The organism is Robiginitalea sp. SC105 (assembly GCF_014243345.1).
Lineage (GTDB): Bacteria > Bacteroidota > Bacteroidia > Flavobacteriales > Flavobacteriaceae > Robiginitalea.
On record NZ_JACLZF010000002.1, the window covers coordinates 691618 to 715506 of the forward strand.

The 23889-nt window shown below is 50.0% G+C and carries 26 protein-coding genes and 1 tRNA gene; 12 read left to right on the forward strand and 15 right to left on the reverse strand.

What is annotated here, in order from left to right; translation table 11 throughout:
- The first annotated feature begins 141 nt into the window (after window positions 1-141).
- The 3 genes from H7F20_RS12295 (at window position 142) to H7F20_RS12305 (ending at window position 3904) form a co-directional block, all read left to right on the forward strand.
- Window positions 142-2517 (forward strand): AAA family ATPase, encoded by a 2376-nt coding sequence (locus tag H7F20_RS12295; protein ID WP_185786476.1) that lies wholly within the window; start codon window positions 142-144, stop codon window positions 2515-2517.
- Window positions 2518-2754: 237 nt separating this feature from the next.
- Window positions 2755-3006, forward strand: a complete 252-nt coding sequence (locus tag H7F20_RS16035) for a DUF4160 domain-containing protein (protein WP_185786477.1) — start codon at window positions 2755-2757, stop codon at window positions 3004-3006.
- Between the two features lie 7 nt (window positions 3007-3013).
- Window positions 3014-3904 carry a helix-turn-helix transcriptional regulator gene (locus H7F20_RS12305; protein WP_221898774.1) on the forward strand — a complete coding sequence of 297 codons (891 nt, stop codon included), beginning with the start codon at window positions 3014-3016 and terminating at the stop codon, window positions 3902-3904.
- A gap of 300 nt (window positions 3905-4204) precedes the next feature.
- Here H7F20_RS12305 and H7F20_RS12310 read toward each other — a convergent pair whose 3' ends face one another.
- The 3 genes from H7F20_RS12310 to H7F20_RS12320 form a co-directional block, all read right to left on the reverse strand.
- On the reverse strand, window positions 4205-4537 hold the full coding sequence (locus H7F20_RS12310; protein WP_185786478.1) for a hypothetical protein: 333 nt from the start codon (window positions 4535-4537) through the stop codon (window positions 4205-4207).
- Window positions 4538-4742: 205 nt separating this feature from the next.
- Window positions 4743-5948: a site-specific integrase gene (locus tag H7F20_RS12315; RefSeq protein ID WP_185786479.1), complete on the reverse strand. Its 1206-nt coding sequence runs from the start codon at window positions 5946-5948 to the stop codon at window positions 4743-4745.
- Between the two features lie 228 nt (window positions 5949-6176).
- A tRNA-Lys gene (locus H7F20_RS12320) sits at window positions 6177-6249 on the reverse strand.
- A 165-nt stretch (window positions 6250-6414) separates the two neighbouring features.
- On the opposite strand from H7F20_RS12320, the gene H7F20_RS12325 reads away from it, so the two are divergent.
- Window positions 6415-6930 (forward strand): shikimate kinase, encoded by a 516-nt coding sequence (locus H7F20_RS12325; protein ID WP_185786480.1) that lies wholly within the window; start codon window positions 6415-6417, stop codon window positions 6928-6930.
- 130 nt (window positions 6931-7060) lie between these two features.
- Here the strand turns inward: H7F20_RS12325 and H7F20_RS12330 are convergent, their stop codons facing one another.
- The 3 genes from H7F20_RS12330 to H7F20_RS12340 are packed head-to-tail and all read right to left on the reverse strand — an operon-like array spanning window position 7061 to window position 8509.
- On the reverse strand, window positions 7061-7558 hold the full coding sequence (locus H7F20_RS12330) for a phosphoribosyltransferase family protein (protein ID WP_185786481.1): 498 nt from the start codon (window positions 7556-7558) through the stop codon (window positions 7061-7063).
- A gap of 8 nt (window positions 7559-7566) precedes the next feature.
- Entirely contained in the window at window positions 7567-8151 is a 585-nt protein-coding gene (locus H7F20_RS12335) for a methyltransferase domain-containing protein (RefSeq protein ID WP_185786482.1), read from the reverse strand.
- Complete coding sequence (locus H7F20_RS12340) at window positions 8138-8509, reverse strand: RNA-binding S4 domain-containing protein (RefSeq protein WP_185786483.1); 372 nt, start codon at window positions 8507-8509, stop codon at window positions 8138-8140. Before H7F20_RS12340 ends, H7F20_RS12335 begins: the two co-directional genes overlap by 14 nt.
- Window positions 8510-8584: 75 nt before the next feature.
- Between H7F20_RS12340 and H7F20_RS12345 the strand changes: the two genes are divergently transcribed.
- Window positions 8585-9565 carry an FKBP-type peptidyl-prolyl cis-trans isomerase gene (locus tag H7F20_RS12345; protein ID WP_185786484.1) on the forward strand — a complete coding sequence of 327 codons (981 nt, stop codon included), beginning with the start codon at window positions 8585-8587 and terminating at the stop codon, window positions 9563-9565.
- A 127-nt stretch (window positions 9566-9692) separates the two neighbouring features.
- On the opposite strand, the gene H7F20_RS12350 is transcribed toward H7F20_RS12345, so the two are convergent.
- The 3 genes from H7F20_RS12350 to H7F20_RS12360 all read right to left on the reverse strand — a co-directional run bounded on the left by H7F20_RS12350 (window position 9693) and on the right by H7F20_RS12360 (window position 12164).
- Window positions 9693-10262: a porin family protein gene (locus H7F20_RS12350; protein ID WP_185786485.1), complete on the reverse strand. Its 570-nt coding sequence runs from the start codon at window positions 10260-10262 to the stop codon at window positions 9693-9695.
- 80 nt (window positions 10263-10342) lie between these two features.
- Window positions 10343-11302 carry a transketolase family protein gene (locus H7F20_RS12355; RefSeq protein WP_185786486.1) on the reverse strand — a complete coding sequence of 320 codons (960 nt, stop codon included), beginning with the start codon at window positions 11300-11302 and terminating at the stop codon, window positions 10343-10345.
- Window positions 11303-11318: 16 nt separating this feature from the next.
- Window positions 11319-12164 carry a transketolase gene (locus H7F20_RS12360; protein ID WP_185786487.1) on the reverse strand — a complete coding sequence of 282 codons (846 nt, stop codon included), beginning with the start codon at window positions 12162-12164 and terminating at the stop codon, window positions 11319-11321.
- A gap of 188 nt (window positions 12165-12352) precedes the next feature.
- Here H7F20_RS12360 and tgt point away from each other — a divergent pair, with 188 nt between their 5' ends.
- From tgt to H7F20_RS12385, 5 genes are all read left to right on the forward strand, one after another.
- A complete protein-coding gene (tgt, locus tag H7F20_RS12365; RefSeq protein WP_185786488.1) occupies window positions 12353-13483 on the forward strand; it encodes a tRNA guanosine(34) transglycosylase Tgt in 1131 nt (376 codons plus the stop codon).
- A 1-nt stretch (window position 13484) separates the two neighbouring features.
- On the forward strand, window positions 13485-14567 hold the full coding sequence (locus H7F20_RS12370) for an LptF/LptG family permease (protein WP_185786489.1): 1083 nt from the start codon (window positions 13485-13487) through the stop codon (window positions 14565-14567).
- Window positions 14568-14709: 142 nt separating this feature from the next.
- On the forward strand, window positions 14710-15663 hold the full coding sequence (locus tag H7F20_RS12375; RefSeq protein ID WP_185786490.1) for an acetyl-CoA carboxylase carboxyltransferase subunit alpha: 954 nt from the start codon (window positions 14710-14712) through the stop codon (window positions 15661-15663).
- A 167-nt stretch (window positions 15664-15830) separates the two neighbouring features.
- Complete coding sequence (gene dnaB, locus H7F20_RS12380) at window positions 15831-17387, forward strand: replicative DNA helicase (protein ID WP_185786491.1); 1557 nt, start codon at window positions 15831-15833, stop codon at window positions 17385-17387.
- A gap of 91 nt (window positions 17388-17478) precedes the next feature.
- Complete coding sequence (locus tag H7F20_RS12385) at window positions 17479-18681, forward strand: asparagine synthetase B (protein ID WP_370588528.1); 1203 nt, start codon at window positions 17479-17481, stop codon at window positions 18679-18681.
- A 57-nt stretch (window positions 18682-18738) separates the two neighbouring features.
- On the opposite strand, the gene H7F20_RS12390 is transcribed toward H7F20_RS12385, so the two are convergent.
- From H7F20_RS12390 to H7F20_RS12400, 3 genes are all read right to left on the reverse strand, one after another.
- On the reverse strand, window positions 18739-19539 hold the full coding sequence (locus tag H7F20_RS12390; RefSeq protein WP_185786492.1) for an HAD family hydrolase: 801 nt from the start codon (window positions 19537-19539) through the stop codon (window positions 18739-18741).
- 119 nt (window positions 19540-19658) lie between these two features.
- Window positions 19659-20471, reverse strand: a complete 813-nt coding sequence (locus H7F20_RS12395; protein ID WP_185786493.1) for an alpha/beta fold hydrolase — start codon at window positions 20469-20471, stop codon at window positions 19659-19661.
- Window positions 20472-20590: 119 nt separating this feature from the next.
- On the reverse strand, window positions 20591-21367 hold the full coding sequence (locus H7F20_RS12400; RefSeq protein ID WP_185786494.1) for a sterol desaturase family protein: 777 nt from the start codon (window positions 21365-21367) through the stop codon (window positions 20591-20593).
- 123 nt (window positions 21368-21490) lie between these two features.
- On the opposite strand from H7F20_RS12400, the gene H7F20_RS12405 reads away from it, so the two are divergent.
- Window positions 21491-22108, forward strand: a complete 618-nt coding sequence (locus H7F20_RS12405; protein ID WP_185786495.1) for a TetR/AcrR family transcriptional regulator — start codon at window positions 21491-21493, stop codon at window positions 22106-22108.
- A gap of 60 nt (window positions 22109-22168) precedes the next feature.
- The gene (locus H7F20_RS12410) at window positions 22169-22588 is read left to right on the forward strand and encodes a secondary thiamine-phosphate synthase enzyme YjbQ (protein ID WP_185786496.1); all 420 of its coding nucleotides are present in this window, start codon (window positions 22169-22171) and stop codon (window positions 22586-22588) included.
- 99 nt (window positions 22589-22687) lie between these two features.
- Here the strand turns inward: H7F20_RS12410 and rplT are convergent, their stop codons facing one another.
- The 3 genes from rplT to infC all read right to left on the reverse strand — a co-directional run bounded on the left by rplT (window position 22688) and on the right by infC (window position 23856).
- Window positions 22688-23032 carry a 50S ribosomal protein L20 gene (rplT, locus tag H7F20_RS12415; protein ID WP_185786497.1) on the reverse strand — a complete coding sequence of 115 codons (345 nt, stop codon included), beginning with the start codon at window positions 23030-23032 and terminating at the stop codon, window positions 22688-22690.
- A gap of 91 nt (window positions 23033-23123) precedes the next feature.
- Window positions 23124-23321 (reverse strand): 50S ribosomal protein L35, encoded by a 198-nt coding sequence (gene rpmI, locus H7F20_RS12420; protein WP_185786498.1) that lies wholly within the window; start codon window positions 23319-23321, stop codon window positions 23124-23126.
- Between the two features lie 37 nt (window positions 23322-23358).
- Window positions 23359-23856, reverse strand: a complete 498-nt coding sequence (gene infC, locus H7F20_RS12425; RefSeq protein ID WP_370588529.1) for a translation initiation factor IF-3 — start codon at window positions 23854-23856, stop codon at window positions 23359-23361.
- Window positions 23857-23889 lie beyond the last annotated feature (33 nt).

The following is a 23889-nucleotide window of genomic DNA, read 5'->3' on the forward strand; positions in this document are numbered from 1 at the left end:
TTAGTGAATTGTGATATTACCCTAACATTTCCAGAACCTTTTATAGTCTTAATTATTTTGCAGACCTACTTTAAACACACCTTTTACATAAAAACACTGGTAGATAAACAACTAAGATTCATTTTTAGCATTTAACGAAGGATGATTACTAAGATCAAGCACTTAAGAAATTTAGCGGTTTTCAGAAGCTTTGACTGGGATTCGGAAGTTAGAGATAAAGGTAATAATGTGGTCCTTTTCAAAAAGGTCAATATTATTTATGGACGAAACTATTCCGGTAAGACAACGTTGTCAAGAGTGATTAGAGCTTTAGAAATAGGAAAAATCTCAGATAAGTTCGATGACCCTGAGTGCTGTATTTGTATTGAAGGAAGTCGAGATGTTCAGGAATCAGATTTTGAAGACCACAATAAAGTAATTAGAGTTTTTAATGAGGATTTCATTGAGGACAATCTCAAGTTCATTGTCAACCCTGATGAGAATATTGAACCATTTGCAATATTAGGTGGGGATAACACAACAATTGAAAAGAAGATATCTGATTTCAAGGAAAAGCTTGGTTCCAATGAAGATGGTAAAGAAACCGGAATTTATAAGGAACTTAAATCCTTAGACACAATATATCAAGCAGCAAAAAAAAGTTTTGAAGGCGCTCAATCTAGTTTAAAAAGTCAACTTAGCTCCAAGGCAACTAGTAGACCAAATGGAATAAAATACCAGTCCGATAAATTTGGCGATCAAAATTATAATATCACAAAACTTAATTCGGATATCGAAGTCGTTAAAAAAGTTGGTTTTTCACCAATAACGGATAATGAAAAGATGCAATTTGAAGGAGTACTTAAAGAGCAATCCAAAGACACTATTTCAGAATTAAGTGAATTGACACTAAGTTTTCCAAATTTTAAGAATAAAACCAAGGAAATTGTTACTCGGGAAATTAGTCAATCTGACAAAATTCAAAGTCTAGTCAAGAACGCTGTATTGAACAGATGGGTTAAAGAAGGAAAAGATCTTCATCAGGACAAACTGGAAACCTGTTCTTTCTGTGACAACAAAATAAGTGAGAATAGATGGAAGGAATTGGATAAACATTTTGATGAAGAGTCAGATTATTTAGAAAATGATATTAATCAACTACTAAATGAACTGGAAGCAGAAAAAGAATTGATTTCATTGGCAAGTCTTATAAGTAAAAATGCTTTTTACTCAAGATTTCACGACGAGATTGATAGTCTTTCTGAGAAGTATAAATCTATATTAAAAAACTATGAGGAATCCCTAATTTCTTTAGAAACACAACTTCAACAAAGGAGAAAAGATATACTTAACGTCCAATCATTTAACTCAGTAAATGATTATTCATCAGAATTGGAAAAGATAAGATCAAAATATGATGAAGTAAGAATTTTGTCCAATGATTTTTCTAAAAACCTTAAGGAGGAGAAAGAAAAGGCTATGGATAGTCTAAGACTACAGGAGATATATGATTTTATTCAAGATATAAAATATGATGAACAGATATCAAATATTTCTGACTTACATGCTAAAGTGAATTCTGCAGAACAATTTAAGAATGAAAAAGCAAAAGAAATAGATGAATTATTAGATCAAGTTTCAGCATTACAAAGAGAATTAAAAGATGAAAGTAAGGGAGCAGAACTAGTAAATAAATATCTAAATGATTATTTCGGCCATAGTTTCCTCTCACTCAAGGCAATTGAATTTGATGAAGAGGATACAGGGAATAAAAAGTATCGTTTTGAAATCCACCGTGAGAATAAGAAAGCATTTCATTTGAGCGAAGGAGAGAAAAGTTTAATTGCGATATGTTATTTCATGGCAAAACTTCAAGATGTTGATACAAAGACGAAAAATCCAATTATTTGGATCGATGATCCCATATCGAGCCTTGATAGTAACCACATTTTTTTTATTTATACATTAATCAATACCCAAATTTTCAAAGATCAAGATTTTGAACAATTATTCGTTTCAACACATAATCTAAACTTTCTTAAATACCTCAAGAGACTTCCTGGAGCTTTGAATAAATCACAATCCAAATATCTAATAATAGAGAGAAATGATAGTACTTCGACAATTTCTGAGATGCCAAAATACATCAAGGATTATGTAACAGAATTTAATTACTTATTTAATCAAATTCTGGTTTGTTCTAAAATGGAATCTGTTAATGATGAAAACTATACGGCTTTCTACAATTTTGGGAACAATGCAAGAAAATTTTTAGAAATTTATTTGTACTACAAGTACCCTGATTCTTCTGACGATATTGAAAAAATGAGAAAATTCTTTGGTGATAAAGATATTCCTACTGTCCTAATAAATAGAATAAATAACGAGTATTCTCATCTAACTGGAATATTCGAAAGAGGGGCTTCTGTGGTAGAAGTCCCAGAGATGAATAGAGCAGCAAAGTTAATTATCGAAAAAGTGAGTGAGGACGAAGATCAATATTCCGCATTACTTAGAAGTGTTGGGATACAAGATTAAAAGGACATACTTACCAATTAATACTTGAGTGGAATGAAGTTTCAAGGCATGCACAATTGTTTTAACATATTAAATTCTATTTTGATTGAAGATATGATTGAAAAGGACTACCTATCCATGGTCGAATACTGAGAAAACATAATATTGATCAAAGATTTTTAAGAAATAATGCTGCCCAATATAGGAGTAAGTTAATTATTTATAAAAAATGTCGTTTAATTAAACAACTTTATTATATTGCCTACGTTACATATAGAGAATGGAATTAAAGTTGAATGTTTTTCTGGTGATCACCCGCCACCACATGTTCATGTTTCTTATGGAGAACATGAAGACCTGATTATTATTAATTCGGCAGATATTTACGAGGGTGATTTGCCTATTAGAAAAAGGAAATTAGCCATTGCGTATGTGGCGGAGAACAAGGAATTTCTTTTAAGAACATTTCTTTTCTTAAATCCTCAACTCGCAAGAAATGAGAACAAATAATAGAATATTGAAGATTACGGAAGTTAAATTCCCGAAGATTTACTTCATATCTAATAATGGAGATTATCGGGTAATTGACATTAAAAAACTTTTCAAAAAAATAGAACTCAGAGAAGGCGATTTTGGTTATAGCATCCTTGTGGATAAGGATATGTTTAATTCTGTTGAATTGATAGATAAATCTTTAGCATGGAAGAATGTATCGCAAAAAATGGAATTACCTAATGGCGAATTCATTGACTTGTACTTTCATTTAGATCCTATAGTTACTATTCAAAACTCAGAATTTGATTCAAATCCAACCAATTTTTTAAACTATGGAAAATCTATCAAACAAATAAGACGGCATCTAGTAAAAATATCTCAAGAAGAGCTGGGAGAAAAGATAGGAACGGATAAACAATACATTTCAAAAGTAGAAAATCACAAAACGGATTTAGAGCTTAAAACTCTTCGAAAAATCTATGAAATAGGTCTCGACAAAAAAGTCTGTATTGCTCATTATGATACACAAGATGTTCTGAAATCATTTGCTAACTCTATTCTTGAATATAAATTCTTGGAATGGGCAGACGAAAAAAAATTAGATTTAAAACTGATTGAAGGTATTGGAGATCAAATCAAAGACTTTCTGATTGAGAATGAGATAAAATCAAATGAAGATTTATCCAAGATTGAATTAGAAAAATTGATTGAATTAATTTCTAGTAAACATTCATTATCTTTTTACCATCATCCTTATACATGGCCAATCCAGGCAAAATTAATTATGAATTCCGATTGGGTAACTTTGATTAGTTTACAGAAATCAATATCAAAAAGTCACCTATCTAATTATTCTAAAATAGAAAAGTTAGCAAGGGAAGAAATAGATGGTGATTTGTATCAAATTCATTGATCTCGGCCCAAATATATTTAAGAAGACGATCTTTAAATTGGAATATTGTCTAATTTTTTTAAAATACTTTTCTTCTCCTCACAAATCCTTCTTTGAACTATCTTTCCGTAGTATTCCTGAGTGATTTTAATGCTGGAATGCCCAAGCAGCTCACTGACAACCAAATATTTCCCTGTCTTGAAAGGAGCAACAACCAACCTCAGCCATGCTCCGCTTCTTCCGCACATTACGCCGCCGCCTCCTAACTGAAAACTGGCTAATTCATCAAGAAAAGGGCATTCGAGTAACTTATCCTGCTGTTTAGTTGTAATCAGAAATAAAATCCACGAACCCCCACCATAAGCCTACTACGGGCAATCCCACAACGAGTAGGGTTGCCCAGTTAGAAGCCCGCTTATTCTTAAGAAATACGCTGGTTTCAGGCCCATTATCTATTAAGGTCTTGACCCGCTGCCCCGATTTCTTTTGAAAGCCATAATAACTGCCATCTTCTTCTACGATTTGCTCAAATTCAAAATCAACACCAAGCTCATTTACGACCTTGCTTTTCGATCCAGCATCTACGGCTTTATTCAGCGATACAGGAGTTTTGTGGTAAACCACACAACTCTGAAAAAGGATCAGTGCGGTCATTAGGAGGGCACAAATTCTAAGGTTCTTTGATATTGGATTCATGTTGCTGGTTTTTGTTAAAGGAAAGATAGATAGGAGACAGCTTTTAGGTGTCCGGTATTTTGAGGGAAGCAAATTTTCGGACATACAGCCCTGGAATCAGTGCTATTTAGACACTAATTGATTAGGAAATCAGATCGTTTGCCGAGTAGTGGGAAAGAATATGTTATAGTATCTTGGAAATCCTTTTCATTTCATCACTTATCCGCTTTTGAACAATTTTCCCATAGTACTCCTGGGTAATCTTAATGCTGGAATGTCCCAACAATTCGCTCACTATTTCCATCGGCACATCATTATTTAAAAGCACTGTAGACGCAAATGTTTTGCGTGCCGTATGATGGGTAATTCGCTTTTTAATCCCAAGTATTCCTGCAATCTCCTTCAGATACGAATTAATCTTTTGATTGCTCATTTGAGGTAACAAGTACTCCGATTCTGAATCATAAAACTGAATAAGTTCCTTGGCTTTGGGAAGCAACGGTAAAGAAATCAATTTACCCGTTTTGGACCGTTTTAATTTGATCCACTCTGCGCCATCGAACCCCAATTGAATATGCTCCCTTTTTAAAGCCTTCATTTCATTATAGGCCAATCCAGTATAACAGCAGAAAATGAAGAGGTTCTTTACGGTTTGAAGACGGGGCTGGGAAAAGGAGTGCTTCTCAAAAAGTTGAAGCTCCTCTTTAGTGAGAAATACAACCTCCTTCTTAACCCTTCTGGGTTTATAGAGAATGAAAGGATCTGATGGGAGTAGCTGTTCCGCGTAAGCCTCTCTGATAGGCCTTCTAAGGCGTTGTATGCATTTATTGATGGTGACCTGGTCCTGGCTTCTTTGTGTCTTTAAGAAGTACTCAAAATCCTTTACGAACTGCAGTGTAATATCAGTGAGTAAATAATCCTGTTTTTTGAACTTCCATTTAATAAAATCAGCTGTGTAGTCCCGTACGTATTGATATTTGATCCAGGTGGCCTCTTGAATTTCAATGCCGATCAGCTTCTTCAGTTTACTCAGAAATGCATTGAAATAAGCTATTAGGTATTGTTCTTCTTTAGGGGCTTCCTTACCCAAATAATCCCGGAATATATCATCAACAGTGAAAGCCTCATCCTCAAGTCTAAGCTTTAGATAACTGGACTTTATTCTGGTTCGGATGATTTCTAATTGAGCGTTAACTTGAATGTTCTGCTTTTTTGATTCAATCGCAACTTGATTTTTTGATGACCATTCGCTTGGATCTATGAATTCGCCTGTTGCGAATTGCTTGCGTTTGCCCAAAAAGGTGATTCTGCAATAAATGGCACAAACACCTTTTTTGTTGATTCTTGCTTTAATCAGATAGAATAGAATTGAAATTCCTTTTTGATGCATGACAATTGATTTTGGTTAAACGATTGACACACAACCCGGACTTAAAAATTGCATACCTAATTAAAGGGATGGTATACCTAATTGCATACCTATTTTGCTCTAAAAAGTTGACAAGTTGACGGCGAGCTGAAAATGCAGTTAATGCAGGCAATGCACTTATAATGCTGTTATGCAATGCATTAAACCAAAAAATCCAGCCACAACGAAGCGACTGGATTTGCTTGATTGTGACTTGGCTGGGGCTCGAACCCAGGACCCTCTCCTTAAAAGGGAGATGCTCTACCAACTGAGCTACCAAGTCATTATTTCAAAAAATGAACCGCCTGTGAAGCGGTTTTGGGCTGCAAATATAATATCTATTATTCATTTTTCAAGTGAATGGGGAAAGAATTTCGGGTTTGCCCGAAAAGCCGGATATTTGGGATTTCATTGGGGCCATGGGGCCAAAAGATATACGAAGCAAGGCATGCGGATTGCACTGGTAGGATACATGGGCAGCGGGAAATCGACGGTAGGTCGGCTCCTGGCGGAACGGCTCGGGGTCCCCTTCACGGACCTGGACGATTATATCGTATCCAGGCTTGGGAAGTCCATCCCTGAAGTCTTTGCCGAAAAAGGGGAGATCTATTTCAGACAGCAGGAACACCGGCTGTTGAAGGAATGGCTGCAGTCCGGGGAATCCGGTGTACTCGCTGTCGGCGGGGGCACACCTTGTTATGCGGGGAATATGGAGTTGTTGCTGGCCCAGGCCGATGCGGTCTGCTACCTGCAGGTGGCTGTTCCGGAACTGGCCCGCAGGTTGCGCAAGGGGCAGGAAAGCCGCCCGCTGATTGCCCACCTGGACCCTTCGGAGTTGCCGGACTTTATCGGGAAGCACCTGTTTGAACGGGCACCTTTTTATGCGCAGGCCATGCATGTGTTGCCGGCCGGTACGATGGCCCCGGAAGAGTTGGTGGACCGCATCCTGGAGGTAGTTGCCTGATATAGGATTCATCTTTCCAGGGCGATGCTTTATTCTGGCGGGCAGGCCCCGGGGCTTTGTTCAAGTCCCAGGGTAATCCATTTTATCAAATGGGCCGTGACCTATGGCAATCCGGAATTTGAACGGTGTTTTAGTCTAAAAATACCCCGTGCTTGCGGGGGGTGAAATCCACCCGAACGTGCATCTGCAGGGAGGTGGAAAGGGAAAGCCCCTTGAAGTCTGCTTTGACGGGGTACCGCTTGTGGTTGCGGTTGATCAGTACCGCCGTTTTCAGCTGGCGGGTCGGGGTTTTCAGGAAGTGGTGCACCCCGTAGATCAGCGTGCTGCCCGAATTGAGCACGTCGTCGACGAGTACAACGGAACGGTTTTCGTATTCCTCCGGTTTCAGGGAAGTGGAGACGCCGCTTTTAAGCGGGTCGGACTTGTCCATCCGCACCTTGCAAAGCAGGATTTCAGCCCCGGTAATCTCCTCGAGTACGGCCTTGAGCTTTTTGGCAAATTCCAGCCCGCCCCCTTCGATACCGGCCAGGACGATCTGTTTTTCCTCCACGTTGCTCTCGTAGATCTGGTAGGCGATCCGCCGGATTTTGTGGCGGATTTGTTCGTGGGAGAGGATCTGGTTTTCCATGGGCCGGGCTATTTCTTCTCAAAGATAAAAAAGAGTTCGCTTCCGGCACGGGGCGGAATGGAATTCCGTGCACGCTCCAGTTTGCGGATTCGGAACAAGGGAGAGAACAATTCCCGGTATTCGGCTTCCGACCCGCCGAACGGGGGGCCGTCATTGGTCAGCGGAAAGTCGAAAAGCAATCCCACCAGTTTCCCACCCGGGGCCAGCAGCCCGTGCATGGCCGAGGAGTAATCGGGTCGCCGCCCCGGGGGCAGGGCACAGAAAAAGGTGTGTTCGAGGACCAGGTCAAAGGGGCCGCCGTCATAGTCGAAAAAATCCGATTGCACCAGGGAGGCCTCCGGGAGTTCCGGCAGGCGCTGGTGTAAGTCCTGCAGCGGTTGCTTGGCCAGGTCCAGGACAGTCAGGTTCCGGAAGCCCGATCGGTAGGCGTATTCCGCCTCGTAGCCCCTCCCGGACCCGGGGACCAGGATGCGGATTTCCTTGTCGGTGAGCCCGTCCATGTAGGCTGCCAGGGGAGGGGTGACCCCCCCGAGGTCCCAGCGGGTAGTGCCTTCCCGGTACCGATTCTCCCAGAATTCCCTACTCAGGCTCATCCAGGTAGTCTTCCAGGTCCCGGCGATCCTTTTTGGTAGGGCGTCCGGTTCCTTTTTGGCGGTAGTATTCCTTGGAGGCCCGGATGAGTTTGTGCTGCTCCAGGTCCTCCGCCGGGGTGGTGTCCTGCCGGTAGATGTCCACCCATTTGGCCCCGACCCGCTGGGGCGGGGTATCCAGTACCGTCAGCTGCATGTCCAGCTGGTTTTTCCGGACAGTGATCTTATCGGCCGGGAGCACCTCCCGGGAGGGTTTGCAAACCTCGCCATTGATCCGTACCTGGCCCTTTCGGCAAGCCTCCGTGGCCTTGTTGCGCGTCTTGTAATATCGGGTGCACCATAGGTATTTGTCGATGCGCATGGTTGAAATTCTTTGTTAAGGTTCCCGGCAAAAATAGGGGAAAATTGTATCTTGCGGGCTTTAAGAAAAGTGGCTATGACCTGGAAAAGATACGGACTTTGCCTGCTGGCGGCAGCGGGAATTTTCGGATGCAGCAACGATGATGACGGCGGGATTGTAAGGGTCCCCCCCAGGACCCTGGCCGAGGTTTTGCCCGAGGACCAGGCGGCCATACAGGAATTCCTGCAGACGCATTTCTACAATTACGAGGAATTTGCCTCGCCTCCCGCGGGATTCAACTACCGGATCGTGATCGACACCATCGCCGGGGACAATGCGGACAAGGAACCGCTCAGCACGCAGGTATCCAGCCAGCAGATTACCGTCTTTGCCAGCGAATTCGGCCTCGAGGATGAAGAAGAGGTGGTCCATACCTTTTATTATCTGGAAGCCGTGGTAGGAGGGGAGCCGGTCGATCCGGTGGTCCCTACTGTAGCGGACTCCGTTTTGGTCACCTACGAGGGGAGCCTCCTCAACGGGGACACCTTCGACGGTAGTTTTGTGGAACCGGTCTGGTTTGACCTGGCGGGTTTGCAGGGCCCCCTTTCCGGTGCCCGGGGGTTCGCAGAAGCCATGCCTTTTCTCAAGGCAGCAACAGATATAACGGCTAACCCGGATGGGACCCTTTCCGCCGATAATGCCGGGGTGGGATTGATGATCCTGCCTTCGGGCCTCGGGTTCTTCAACAACGCCGCCGGGGAAATACCTTCCTACAGCCCGCTTGTTTTCAGTGTGCGGTTATTTGCCGTGGAGCGTACGGACCACGACGGGGATGGTATTCCCTCCATTGACGAGGACCTGGATGGTGACGGCTACCTCTACAACGACAATACGGACGAAGAGTCGGAGCGCAGTGCATTTGGCACGCTGCTCCGGTCCAACTTCCTGGATGCGGACGACGACGGGGACGGTACGCCCACCCGGGAGGAAATCGTCATCAACGGGGACGGCACGATAACCTTCCCGGACTCCAACAACAACGGCATCCCGGATTACCTGGACCCGGATACCAATTAATGCTGGGAAGCATACCGCATCAGGACATATAAACGAAAAATCCCCGCATCAGCGGGGATTTTCTTTTGTGTTTGTGGCCGGGAATGCATGGCCGGAAGCGGTAATTGCCTCCGGATGATTATCCCGTCTACAGCTTCACCGACAGTCCCAGGATAAACTGGCTGGGCCGCGTATCGAGGCGCTGGTCGGGCAGGTTGACAAATTCCGCCTCGTTGCTGCTCAACCCCCGCTCGTAGCGCAGGTCAATGCCGATATTCCCCAGGTCTACCCCGGCCCCGATATGCAGGCCAATGGTGAAATCGTTTTCCACGTCCCCGAGGGTGATCTGGTCAAAATCCGTGTTGAGGATGTACTGCAGGTCCGGGCCCGCAAATACCTTGGCGATGCCCAGGATGCGTACGCCCACCAGCAGGGGCAGGTCCAGCTTGCTCATGTCAAAGTCGGCCCCGTCGTATTCGGATTTGGTCTTCGTATAGATCAACTCCGGCCGGAAAAACCACTTGTCGCCAATTTGCCCGAAGACTCCCAGGTGGTATCCCATCTTGGTGTCCGAGTTGAGGTCGGGGGCAGAATCGAATTTGTAATCGCCGTTGGAGTTGAAGTTCAACCCGGCCTTGATTCCAAACCCGGGATCTTTCTGTGAAAAGGCTGCCAGGCTGAAAAAGGCCAGCAGGCAGCAAAGCAATGTGCGTTTCATAAGGTGTTCGTTTTTATGGCGTGAAATCTGGTTTCCGGTTTCCCGCCGGTTTCCCGGACAGGAGCAAAAAGGATACCAAATTATCCCGCCTTGCGTTCTAAAACCTTAAGAACGGCCTTTTCCACTGCTTTATTGTTAATGCCGTATTTCTCCATCAGGTCCTCGGGCGTACCGCTCTCCCCGAAGGTATCCTGGACGGCCACGAATTCCTGGGGTACCGGGTATCTGCGGGCCAGCAGGCCGGATACGCTTTCCCCAAGGCCCCCGAGGTAATTGTGTTCCTCCGCCGTGACCACGCAACCCGTCTTGGCCACGGAGGCCAGGATGGCTTCCTCATCCAGGGGCTTGATGGTGTGGATGTCTATAACGTCTGCGGTGATCCCCTGTTGATGGAGCCTTTCGGCGGCCTGCAGGGATTCCCATACGAGGTGGCCGGTGGCGATGATGGTCACATCCGAGCCTTCCTGCAGCTGCACTGCTTTCCCGATTTCAAAGGATTGGTCCACCGGGGTGAAGTTGGCTACCTTCGGCCGGCCAAAGCGCAGGTAAACCGGGCCTTCGTATTCGGCGATGGCCAGGGTGGCCGCCTTGGTCTGGTTAAAATCGCAGGGGTTGATCACCACCATGCCCGGCAGCATTTTCATGAGCCCGAGGTCTTCGAGGATCTGGTGGGTGGCCCCGTCCTCCCCAAGGGTAATGCCCGCGTGGGAGGCGCATATCTTTACGTTTTTGCCGGAGTAGGCAATGGACTGGCGTATCTGGTCGTATACCCTCCCGGTGGCGAAGTTGGCGAAGGTGCTGGCAAAGGGGATGTACCCGCCAATGGTCAGGCCGGCGGCGATTCCCATCATATTGGCCTCTGCAATCCCGGTCTGGAAGAACCGCTCTGGGTTTTCCTCGATAAAGGTTTCAATCTTGAGCGAACCGACCAGGTCGGCGCAGAGGGACACCACCCTGGGGTTGGTGCGACCGAGTTCGGTCATTCCCGCGCCAAAGCCGCTTCGTGTATCCTGTTTTCCTTGATCCGTATATGTTTTCATCTGCGGTGGGTTGCGGTTAGTAATCGCCCAGTGTTTCCGGGTTCTGGGCCAGGGCATTGGCCAGTTGTTCATCGTTCGGGGCTTTTCCGTGCCAGGCGTGGGTGTGCATCATGAAGTCCACTCCGTGGCCCATGACCGTGTCCATGACAATGGCAACAGGTTTGCCCTTGCCGGTGCGGGATTTCGCTTCTTTCAGCGCCCCGATAACGGCCTTCAGGTCGTTCCCGTCTTCCAGTTCCAGGACGTCCCAGCCGAAGGTGGCCAGTTTGGCCCCCACATTGCCCAGGGCCATGACTTCTTCAGTGGGGCCGTCGATCTGCTGCCCGTTCCGGTCGATGGTGGAGATGAGGTTGTCCACCCCCTTGCTGCCCGCATACATGATGGCTTCCCAGTTCTGGCCCTCCTGCAGTTCCCCGTCCCCGTGCAGGCTGAAGACGAGGTGCGGGTCCTTGTTCAGTTTTTTAGCAAGGGCGGCACCGATGGCCACCGACATCCCCTGCCCAAGGGAACCGGATGCGACGCGGACGCCGGGCAGCCCCTCATGGGTCGTCGGGTGGCCCTGCAGGCGCGAATTGATCATGCGGAAGGTGCTGAGTTCTTCCAGGGGGAAGTAGCCCTTGCGCGCCAGGATACTGTACCAGACCGGCGATATGTGACCGTTGGAGAGGAAGAAAAGGTCTTCCCCCTTCCCGTCCATGTCAAATCCGTCCTTGAGTTCCATGATTTCGTTGTAGAGGGCCACGAAAAATTCCGTACAGCCCAGGGAGCCCCCGGGGTGGCCGGAGTTGCACTGGTGCACCATGCGCAGGATATCCCGGCGCACCTGGGTTGCCAATGCTTCTAAATCCTTGGTTTCAGCCATGTTGATTGGTTTTCTGAGCCCCAAAAATAATGGCATTCGACCGGCTAAACAACTTCTTTTGCCATTACTTATGAACGGGAAGAACAAACAGGCCGATCCGTTTGGGACCCTATCCGGAACTTTATTTTTTTATTAAGGCCGAATGCGGGAGGGGTTGTGTATTTTTGGCCCCAGATAACGAGCAGCCAGTGGCATTCACACTCGAACATACCGACCCCGGCAGCAAAGCCCGGGCAGGGGTACTCCGCACGGCCCACGGGGATATCCGCACGCCCATTTTCATGCCGGTGGGAACCGTGGCCTCGGTCAAGGGGGTCCACCAGCGGGAACTCCGGGACGATATCGACCCTGATGTGATCCTCGGCAACACCTACCACCTTTTCCTGAGGCCCGGCATGGACATCCTCGAGGCAGCCGGAGGGCTCCACCCATTCATGGGATGGGACCGTCCCATCCTTACCGATAGCGGGGGCTATCAGGTGTATTCCCTCTCAGGCAGCCGGAAAATCAAAGAGGAAGGGGTCAGGTTCCAGTCGCATATCGACGGGTCCCGCCACCTCTTCACCCCGGAGCGGGTCATGGAATTGCAGCGGAGCATTGGGGCGGACATCATCATGGCCTTTGACGAGTGCACGCCCTATCCCTGCGACTACCGTTATGCGCGCCGTTCCATGGAAATGACCCACCGCTGGCTGGACCGGTGCATGGCCCACCTGCAAGTGGCGCCCCCACTGTACGGGTATGAGCAGTTGTTCTTCCCGATCGTGCAGGGTTCGGTATACCGGGACCTGCGGGAGGCATCAGCCGAGTATATCGCCAACTCGGATGCCCCTGGAAATGCCATAGGCGGGCTGTCCGTCGGGGAGCCGGCCGAGGAACTCTACGGAATGGCCGAAGTAGTCTGCGACATCCTGCCGGCTGAAAAGCCGCGCTACCTGATGGGGGTGGGGACACCCGTGAACCTGCTGGAATGCATTTCCCTGGGCGTGGACATGTTTGATTGCGTCATGCCCACCCGCAATGCGCGCAACGGCATGTTGTTCACATCTGAAGGGACCATCAACATCAAAAACAAGAAATGGGAGGCGGATTTTTCGCCCCTCGATCCCATGGGACATACCTTTGTGGATACGGAATACACCCGGGCCTATCTGCGCCACCTTTTCGCCGCCAATGAGTATCTTGGCAAACAGATTGCCACCCTGCACAACCTGGGGTTCTACCTCTGGCTGGTCCGGGAGGCGCGCCGCCGGATCTTCGACGGGAGTTTTCCGGCCTGGAAGGACCAGATGGTGCAAAAACTGGATAAGCGCTTGTGATATGCTGACGATCATCGACCGGTACATCCTGAAGAAATACCTGTCCACTTTCGGGCTGATGCTGCTGCTGTTTGTCCCTATCGGCATCATGCTGAACCTGGCCGAACAGATCGGCAAGATGATCGACAACGAGGCCCCCCTGGTGGAAATACTCATCTATTACGGGAATTTCACCATCTATATCGGCAGCCTGCTCTTCCCGATCTTCCTGTTTTTATCCATTATATTCTTTACCTCTAAAATGGCCAACAACACGGAAATCGTGGCCATCCTCAGTTCAGGGGTATCCTTCCGGCGGTTCCTGAGGCCCTACTGGATCGGCGCCAGCATCATTGCCGTGATGATGTTCCTTATGGGGATGTTCATCGTGCCCTCGGCCAGCAAAGGCTTCAACGAATTCAAGTTCAAGTACCTGAAAAAGGGCACAAAGGACCGGGTGACGAGCAACATCTTCAACCAGCTGGGCGACGGGGATTATATCTATGTCAGCAGTTTTGACCCGGCCCGGCAGATTGGCTACAACTTTACCTACGAGCACTTCGGGGAGGACGGGGAGCTGGAATACAAGATTTCCTCGGCCAACATCCGCTGGCTGGAGGAAGACAGCCTCTATCGCCTCACCAGCTATACGCGCCGCAACCTCCGGGGGGCCACCGAACAGGTTGAGACCAAGCGCCGCCTGGATACTTTGTTTACCTTCCAGATCGACGACCTCACCCCGGTTTCCTATATCGCCGAGACCAAAAACCTCTTCGAACTCAACGAATTCATCCGCGACCAGAAACGCAAAGGCGCCTCCAATGTAAACACCTATGTGATGGTGAAATACAAGCGGTGGGCACTGCCCGTCACGGCCTTTGTGCTGACCATTATCGGCGTGGCCGTATCCTCCATCAAGCGGCGGGGCGGGATGGGGGTCAACCTGGCCTTCGGGATCGGGGTGGCCTTTATCTACATTTTCATGGATAAGGTTTTTGGCACCCTCGCCGAGCAATCCGGATTCCCGCCCCTTCTGGCGGTTGTGATCCCCAACGTTTTCTTCGGCATCCTCGGCTACTACATGCTGCAGCAGGCCAAGCGCTGAAGCCGTTGCGATCGTGCCCGTCAGTACCCGGTACTGGAAAAGGGGCCGGATTCAAACCTCTCGGCAGCGGCCCCGCACTTCCTGTGCAGTTTGATGAATATCATTTATCTTTGCCCCGGTTAACCCCCTAACGGAACACTTCATGGAATACCTGGATTTTGAACTCCCGATCAAAGAACTCGAAGAGCAACTGGAGAAGTGCCAGATCATTGGTGAGGAAAGCGATGTCGACGTCACCGAGACCTGCAAGCAAATCGAAAAAAAGCTCGATGAGACCCGGAAGGAGATCTTCAAAAACCTCAGCCCCTGGCAGCGGGTGCAGCTTTCCCGCCACCCGAACCGCCCCTACACCATGGACTACATCAAGGCCATTTGCGGGGACACCTTCCTGGAGCTCCACGGGGACCGCACCGTCAAGGACGACAAGGCGATGATCGGTGGCCTCGGCAAGATCGGGAACCAGAGTTATATGTTTATCGGACAGCAAAAGGGGTACAATACCAAAACCCGCCAGTACCGCAACTTCGGCATGGCCAACCCGGAGGGCTACCGGAAGGCGCTCCGCCTGATGAAATCGGCCGAGAAATTCGGCCTGCCGGTCGTTTCCTTTATCGATACCCCTGGGGCATACCCCGGCATCGAGGCAGAGGAACGCGGGCAGGGGGAGGCCATAGCCCGGAACATCCTGGAGATGACCCGCCTGAAGGTCCCCATCATCGTGGTGATCATCGGGGAAGGGGCTTCGGGAGGCGCCCTGGGCATCGGGGTCGGAGACCGCGTGCTCATGCTTGAAAACACGTGGTATTCGGTAATTTCACCTGAATCCTGCTCGTCCATCCTATGGCGCAGCTGGGAATATAAGGAGCAGGCGGCTGCCGCCCTGAAACTTACGGCTGCGGATATGAAGCGCCTCAAGCTCATCGACGAGATCGTGAAGGAGCCTGCCGGGGGTGCCCACAGCAACCGGGAGAAGACCTTTGAAATCGTCAGCAACAAGATTGCAAAGCAATATCAGGAGCTCAAAAAGTTATCACCAAAAGCGCTGGTCGATTCCCGCATGGACAAATACAGCTCCATGGGTGTTTTCAAGGGCTAGCAGTTGGCATCCCGCAGTTTACGGGAAATCCTTCCTTCCGGGCTGCCGGAATTTTAGGTTATGAACAGAAAATCGTAACTTATTAACAACCTGATTGTGAACAGGCGGTGAATATCCCAAAACGGGCCGCCGGGTTAACTCAAGGTTAATTCCCTACTTTTACGCCCATGGAAAAATCGAGCCCTATTGCCGGTCGCAAAATTGGAAACCCATCCATTATTCCGCTGGAGAAGGGGAAAATACCGCCTCAAGCAGTTGATTTAGAGGAGGTTGTGCTTGGCGCCATGATGATTGACAAAAAGGGGGTGGATGAGGTAATCGATATTTTGCACCCGGATGTCTTCTATAAGGACGCCCACCGCTACATCTACGAGGCGATCTTCAAACTCTTCGAATCCTCCGAACCGGTGGATTTATTAACCGTTTCTGCCCAGCTCAAGCAGGACGAGCGCCTGGAGCTCGCCGGGGGGGATTTTTACCTGATCAAACTCACCCAGAAAGTGGCCTCTTCGGCCCACATCGAGTTCCATGCCCGCATCATCCTGCAGAAGTACATTCAGCGGCAGCTCATCAAGATTTCCAACGAGATCATCGAGGAGGCCTACGATGAGGCGACGGATGTCTTTGACCTGCTGGACAATGCGGAATCACGCCTGTACGACGTCACCCAGGGCAACCTGAAGCGGTCGGCAGAAACCGCCCAGAACCTGGTGATGCAGGCCAAGAAAAAAATTGAGGAGATCTCCAACAAGGAGGGGCTCAGCGGCATCCCTTCGGGTTTTGATAAGGTGGACAGGCTCACCTCCGGGTGGCAGCCCAGCGACCTGGTGATCATCGCGGCCCGCCCGGGGATGGGAAAAACCGCCCTGACCCTTTCCATGGCCCGCAATATTGCCGTGAATTCCAACATCCCCGTGGCTTTTTTCTCCCTGGAGATGTCCTCCGTACAACTTATTACCCGCCTGATTTCCTCCGAGACCGGCCTGTCCTCCGAAAAATTGCGCACCGGCCGTCTGGAGAAACACGAATGGGAACAGCTCAACGTAAAGGTCAAGTCCCTGGAAAAGGCCCCCTTGTTTATAGACGATACCCCGTCCCTCTCCATTTTTGACCTCCGCGCCAAGGCGCGCAGGCTGGCCTCCCAGCACAAGATCCGGCTGATCGTGATCGATTACCTCCAGCTGATGACCGGCGGAGCCAGCCAGAAAGGCGGGAACAGGGAGCAGGAGATTTCTACCATTTCCCGGAATTTGAAGGCGCTGGCCAAGGAACTGGACGTGCCGGTGATTGCACTTTCCCAGCTATCCCGTGCCGTGGAGACGAGGGGCGGCAGCAAGCGTCCCATCCTTTCCGACCTCCGGGAGTCGGGGGCCATCGAGCAGGATGCGGATATCGTGTCCTTCATCTACCGGCCCGAATACTACAAAATTGACGAGTGGGACGACGAGGAACGCACCCCCACCCAGGGCCAGGCCGAGTTCATTGTGGCCAAGCACCGGAACGGTGGCCTCGATAATATTAGGTTAAAGTTCATTGCGCAACTGGGTAAATTTGATAATTTGGATGACTTTGATTCTCCATTCGAGTTTCAATCCAAGATGAATGCCGAGGGGGAGAACCCGTTCCAGGCCAAAGAATTCCCGAGCGCCGACCAGGCTTTTGGCAGTTCCATGAACGATCCTTCCCAGGGCAGACACCCGGAAGATGATGACGTACCTTTTTGATAGCTTTTCCCTTTTAAGAATCCCCGAACGAATCAAGCGACCCGTGCTTTTGCTGGTCTTCCTGCTCAGCAGCGTGGCGGCCAGTGCCTCCATGATCCTGCTGCCCATGGATGCCAACAGCCAGGAAAACCACCTGAAGGCCTACGGCATCACCTACTGGGTGCTCAGCAAGCAACAGAAGGTGCAGTGGCTGCTCAATTACCGGGGCGGTTCCTTCCTGTTGCCGGACGGGGAGCCCATCCGCAACGAATGCCGGATCCGCGGGGTGTCCTTTGAGGTGCTCAGCGATGCCCAGGCCCAGGAAATTTTGGACGGGATTGCAAGCCCTTCCCAGAACCAGGAAGCCGTGATCCTTGAGAAGGCTCCGAAGATTGCCGTGTATTCCCCCAAGGACAACCCGCCCTGGGACGACGCGGTTACCATGGTGCTGACCTATGCGGAAATCCCCTATGTAACGGTGTACGACCAGGAGGTACTGGAGGACAAGTTGCCCCTGTACGACTGGCTCCACCTGCACCACGAAGACTTCACCGGGCAGTACGGCAAGTTTTATGGGGCCTACCGGGCTGCCCCCTGGTATATCGAAGGCAAGCGGGAGGCCGAGACCCTGGCCCGGAAGCTCGGGTACGAAAAGGTATCCGAAGAGAAGGGGGCCGTGGCCCTGAAAATCCGCAACTACGTGATTGGCGGTGGATTTATGTTTGCCATGTGCTCCGCCACCGACAGCTTTGACATTGCCCTGGCAGCCCAGGGCGTGGACATCTGCGAGCCCATGTTTGACGGGGACCCGTCCGAGCCCAACTACCAGGAAAAACTCGATTTCGGGAATACCTTTGCCTTTTCGGGCTTTACCCTGGAGCGCAACCCGCTGCGCTACGAATTCTCGTCCATCGACATGACCAGCAAACGGGAGAATATCCCCAGGGACTCGGACTATTTTTCCCTGATGGATTTCTCGGCCAAGTGGGACCCCGTCCCCACGATGCTCTGCCAGAACCATACGGCACTGGTCAAGGGCTTTATGGGGCAGACCACTTCCTTTACGCGTTCGCAGGTAAAACCTACCGTGCTGGTGCTGGGGGAGAACCGGTTGAATGGTGAAGCCCGGTATATCCACGGGATCAAGGGCCGCGGTTTTTTCACCTTCTACGGGGGGCACGATCCGGAGGATTACCAGCACCGTGTCGGGGATCCCAAAACCGAGCTGGAACTTCACCCGAATTCCCCGGGCTACCGGCTGATCCTCAACAACGTATTGTTTCCGGCCGCCCGGAAAAAGAAGCAAAAGACCTGAAACAGCTGGCCTGAAACGGCAAACCCGAAGCGGCCTGCGGGTCCCGCTACCGGCCCCTCAGAGCTGGCGCGCCAGTTTTTCAAGAATTTTTTCTACCCCCTGTTCCGAATTGCTGCCGGTGCGGAAGCGCGCTTTGGCCAGGACATTCGGGTGGGAATTGGCCATGGCAAAACTGAACTCCGATAGCTCCAGCATCTCCAGATCGTTATTGTAATCCCCGAAGACCATGAGCTGGTCCGAGGTAATGCCGGCATCCCGCATGACCCGGGAGAGAGCAAAACCCTTGTGGGCATCCGGGTGGGATACATCCACCCAGTTGGAACCCGACACCTTTACCTGCAGTTCCGATTCCAGGTCCTGCATCGGGGGGTAGATAAATTTCTCGGAACTCTCAAAATGGTAGATGGCGACTTTGAGGGCCGGGTCCTCCACGGTTTCCAGGCGGTCCACAACCGAAAACTCCGAATAGTACTCCCCGAGAACGCGCAGGAATGCCTCCGAATTTCCTCGCACATAGGCGTTGTTGGCCGCACAGAGTACCGGATGGGCATTTTCGATCCTCATCGCCCGGGCCATGATTTCCTGCAGGCGTTCACCGGGCAGGGGGGTGCTGAGCAACGTCTGGTCGCCTTCCCGCACCAGTGCCCCGTTTTCGGCGATGAATAAAATATCGTCCGCAATCCGCTCCAGCTTGTCGACCATGCTGTTGTACTGACGCCCGCTGGCGGCTACAAAGCGGATCCCCTTGCCCCGGAGCTCATGGAACAGTTCAAAAAATCGATCGCTTACCCGGTGGTCGGGGTCGAGAAGCGTCCCGTCCATGTCGGTAACCACCATGCGTATGTTGCGTAAGTCCATTGGGCCGGATTTAAGGTGCAAAGGTATTTGTTATATCCGGAATTCGGGTATGCGCATGCCGGTTTCCTGTAAGCCACCAGGCAGATGGGCAAGCCGGCTAAGGGAAATTCGACCCGCAGCTATTCCCCGTCCCGGAGGAATCGGATAGAGGTGGTGAGAAATGCCGCTGTTGGATCCGAACCTATGGCCAGGTGCCCGGTGTCCGGGACAATCCATAATTGCGAATGGGGCAGGTGCCTGTGGAGCCGGAAGGCCGGTTCCACCCCGACGACTTCATCCCGGTCGCCCTGAACGATCAGGCACCGCGCCTGAATTTGGGCTACTTCCTCATCGCTCAGATCGATTTGGTAGTCCAGGTGCGGGTTGAATAAGGCGCGAATCTGGCCTTCGCCCCTCGGGTGATTCCGCTTGAGTTCTTCCACGAAGGCTGCTGGCAGGTCCTCATAGGTAAAGGCGGCTTGGACATCGGCGTTCTCCGATCCATTATAGGCCTGGGATACACCGATAAGGACCATAGCCTCCACAGCAGTGTCCCGGAGGTGGGCCAGTTCCAAAAGGGCGAGCCCCCCATAACTCAATCCGATCGCCCGGACAGGGCCTAATTCCAGCAATTTCAGGAAGGCATCCAGGTCCCGGGCGGTTTTCTGAATCGAGAAATCATCTCCCAACCCGCCGCTCCTGCCATGCCCAGGGAGGTCGAGGACATACACTCTGAAGTGTTCCTCCAATGCCGGAATATACGGGCGCCAGAATCTGGAGGACTGGGTCCACCCGTGCAGGAGCAGCAAAGGCGCTCCCTCCCCGTAAACTTCAAAGTGTATAGGCAGGTCGTTGACCTGCAGGGTTTGGGAGGCATCCCGGGAAAATTCCTGTAAAAAACCGGAAGTTGTTACCACGGTGAGTATTAGGATCTTCAAATGGATGGACTTCATACCTCAATGTACATTAAAAATCGGGGAGGAGTCCTCCCCGATGATTTATCGGCCGGATTGGTCGTGGATTCCGCCACCCCACCCAAACCAAATCAGGTAGCGGAATCTGTCAGTACGTATCATTTTTCAGGTCTGGAAATATCCCGAAAAAGCAACATATCCTTTATTTTGGCCGAAGCCCCGTGATAGAAGCCCGTTTCGTGCTCATATCCCTTTGGGTTTTTGAAGGTTCCGAACAGGATATCATACAGGGTGATGCCCGCATAATTATAAGCGTGGATCCCCTTGGCATGGTGTACGGTATGGGCTTCCGGGCGCTGGATGAAGTAACCAACCCATCTCGGCGTGCGGATGTTGCTGTGCTGGAAGATGGTCAGAAAGGTAGTTGCCAGTATAATCAGGGAGGTGGCCTCAGGGGTAAAACCGGCCACCAGGACCAGGCAGATACTGCTTACGGCTACCCATCCGGCCATATCAAGGGGGCTGAAGTAAAACGCCCCGTAACTATCCAACCGTTCCGCACTGTGATGCATCTGGTGCATACTTTTCCACAGGAAGTCACTGTTGTGCATGGTGCGGTGCCAAACGTACTCCCCCAATTCGTACAGCATCACACCAACAAAGGCCCCTCCCAACGTACCGAGTCCGGTCAGGTCGAATAGTTGATATTCTGCAAAGAATCCATCCCATACAAAAGGCAGGTAGGAGGAGAGGAAAAAGAAAAGTACAAAGGCGCTGATCCCGCGCAGTTTCCAAAATTTTACATGGGGAAGTTTCCTTGCGGGCCTAACTGCCTCCCAAAGCATCAACCCTCCATAAATCGCAAAGACGAAATAGGATATGGGGTTGAAAATCAACTCGTAAGGCGAGGGTAATTGTGAAATGAACTGTTCCATTTTTAAAAATTTTATTTGATTGATGAATAACAGCTATCTGTTAGTTATACAGACTAGTTGGTGCAAATATAAAATAATTTTTAATTGTACCAACTAGTTTGTTTAAATTTTTATCTTTACACCATGCCAAGAGATGGAAAACCAACACGAGACAAGATTCTGGCCGAGTCCAAAGCGCTGGTATTTGAATACGGCTTTTCGGGAACCAGTATCGATCAGATCCTGGAGCGTACCGGGATCACCAAAGGAGCTTTCTTTTACCATTTTAAAACCAAGAATGCCCTGGCCAAGGCGCTAATTGATGTGTTTGCAGAGGAGGATATTCACCACATGAACCTGGCGCTGGAAAAAACTGCGGCCCTTAGGGAAGATCCCAAGGTGCGTTTGTTGCAATTTATCCAGGAGTTTATCGACATGATGTCCGGGCAAGGTGAACCCTATAGTTGCCTGTATGCCTCATATCTCTACGAGCCCCAGCAATTCGACAAGGAAACCCTGGACACGATACGGGATACCATCCTGACCTGGCGTACCACCATGAATAAGCTGATCACCGAGGTGCTTGAGAAATACGACACCACCTCACAAGTTGACCTCAAGTCCCTCTCCGATCATACCTTCGTCATTTTTGAAGGGGCCTTCATCGTATCCAAAGCGCTCGCGGGACGGGACCAGACAGCGGATCACCTGACGCACCTAAAAAACTACTTTGACATACTTTTCACACCCAAGCAAGGGTGATGGGTCCGGAGGCCTACCCGGCAGAATGGGTCCTACAATATCTAAAATAACCTTAAGCCGATGTGGACGCAACGCGAAATAAGACTGAAGGCCCGCCCGCGCGGGTTCCACCTGATCACCTCAGAAATCCTCGATGCCCTGCCGGAAATCCATTCCGTGGAAACCGGCCTGTTGCACCTATTTATTAAGCACACTTCGGCCAGCCTTACGGTCAATGAGAATGCGGACCCCACGGTACGGGAAGATTTTGAGCAGCACATGAACCAGATGGTGCCAGAGAATGCGCCCTACTACCGCCACACCCTGGAGGGACCGGACGACATGCCCGCCCACATCAAGGCCTCCCTGATGGGTGTCTCCGTCCACCTGCCCGTCTCGGGGGGGCGCCTCAATCTTGGGACCTGGCAGGGGATCTACCTGTGTGAGCACCGGGATGCCGCATCCGGGCGCTGGTTGGTGCTGACCCTGAGCGGGGAATGATCAACTGTCAGGGTATCTGAGGGGAATGGTCCCCCGGAAAAAGGCATAAAAAAACCCCGTCGCAGGGCGACGGGGTCCGGTGAGAAAGTTTCCGTATATCTATTTTACCTTATCGACAATTGCCTTGAAGGCATCCGGGTGGTTCATGGCCAGGTCGGCCAGGACTTTCCGGTTGAGTTCGATATTGTTTGCTTTTACCCGCCCCATGAACTGGGAATAAGACATCCCATGCATGCGGGCCCCGGCGTTGATACGGGCAATCCACAGGGAGCGGAAACTGCGTTTTTTGTTGCGGCGGTCGCGGTATGCATAAAGCATCGCCTTTTCCACTGCGTTCTTGGCTACGGTCCAGACGTTCTTACGCCGGCCGAAATACCCCTTGGCCTGCTTCATCACTTTTTTGCGGCGGGCTCTTGAGGCAACTGAATTTACTGATCTTGGCATATTCTTTTTGTTTTTTTGTAGCAGGCGCCCCGGTTGTGCGGGGACTTTTCAGGGCCTGACTCCATGGTTAAACCGATACCTTTGCGGGATGTTATTTCAACCGCAGTTGTTCCTTGATGTTATCCTCGTCTGAAGGATGCACCAGCGTAGAATGCGTAAGCTTCAGCTTGCGTTTCTTCGACTTCTTGGTCAAGATGTGGCTCTTGTAAGCGTGCTTTCTCTTGATCTTTCCGGTGCCGGTCAGCTTAAACCGCTTCTTGGCACTGGACTTTGTCTTCATCTTGGGCATTGTCTCGCTTGTTACGTATTAGGGTTACTTTCTCACTTTATTTTTTGCCTCCCTTCGGGGCGATGAACATGGTCATCCGCTTGCCCTCCAGTTTCGGCATTTGTTCCACCTTCCCGTAATCTTCCAGATCCTGGGCCAGGCGGAGCAACAGGATTTCTCCTTTGTCCTTGTACACGATGGAGCGGCCTTTGAAAAATACGTAGGCCTTTAATTTGGCCCCTTCCTTGAGGAATTTCTCCGCGTGCTTCTTCTTAAAATCGTAATCGTGGTCGTCCGTATTCGGGCCGAACCGTATTTCCTTGACCACCACCTTGCTGGCTTTGGCCTTCATTGCCTTTTCGCGCTTTTTCTGCTCGTAAAGGAACTTTTTGTAATCCATGATCTTGCAGACCGGTGGATCTGCGGTAGGGGAGATTTCCACCAGGTCGAGGCCTATTTCGTCTGACTTGGCAAGGGCTTCCCGTATCGGGTATACCCCCATTTCGACATTATCTCCCACAAGGCGCACTTGAGGCGCCTTAATCTTTTCATTTATATTGTGAGGGGTCTTGTTTTCCCTCTGCGGCCT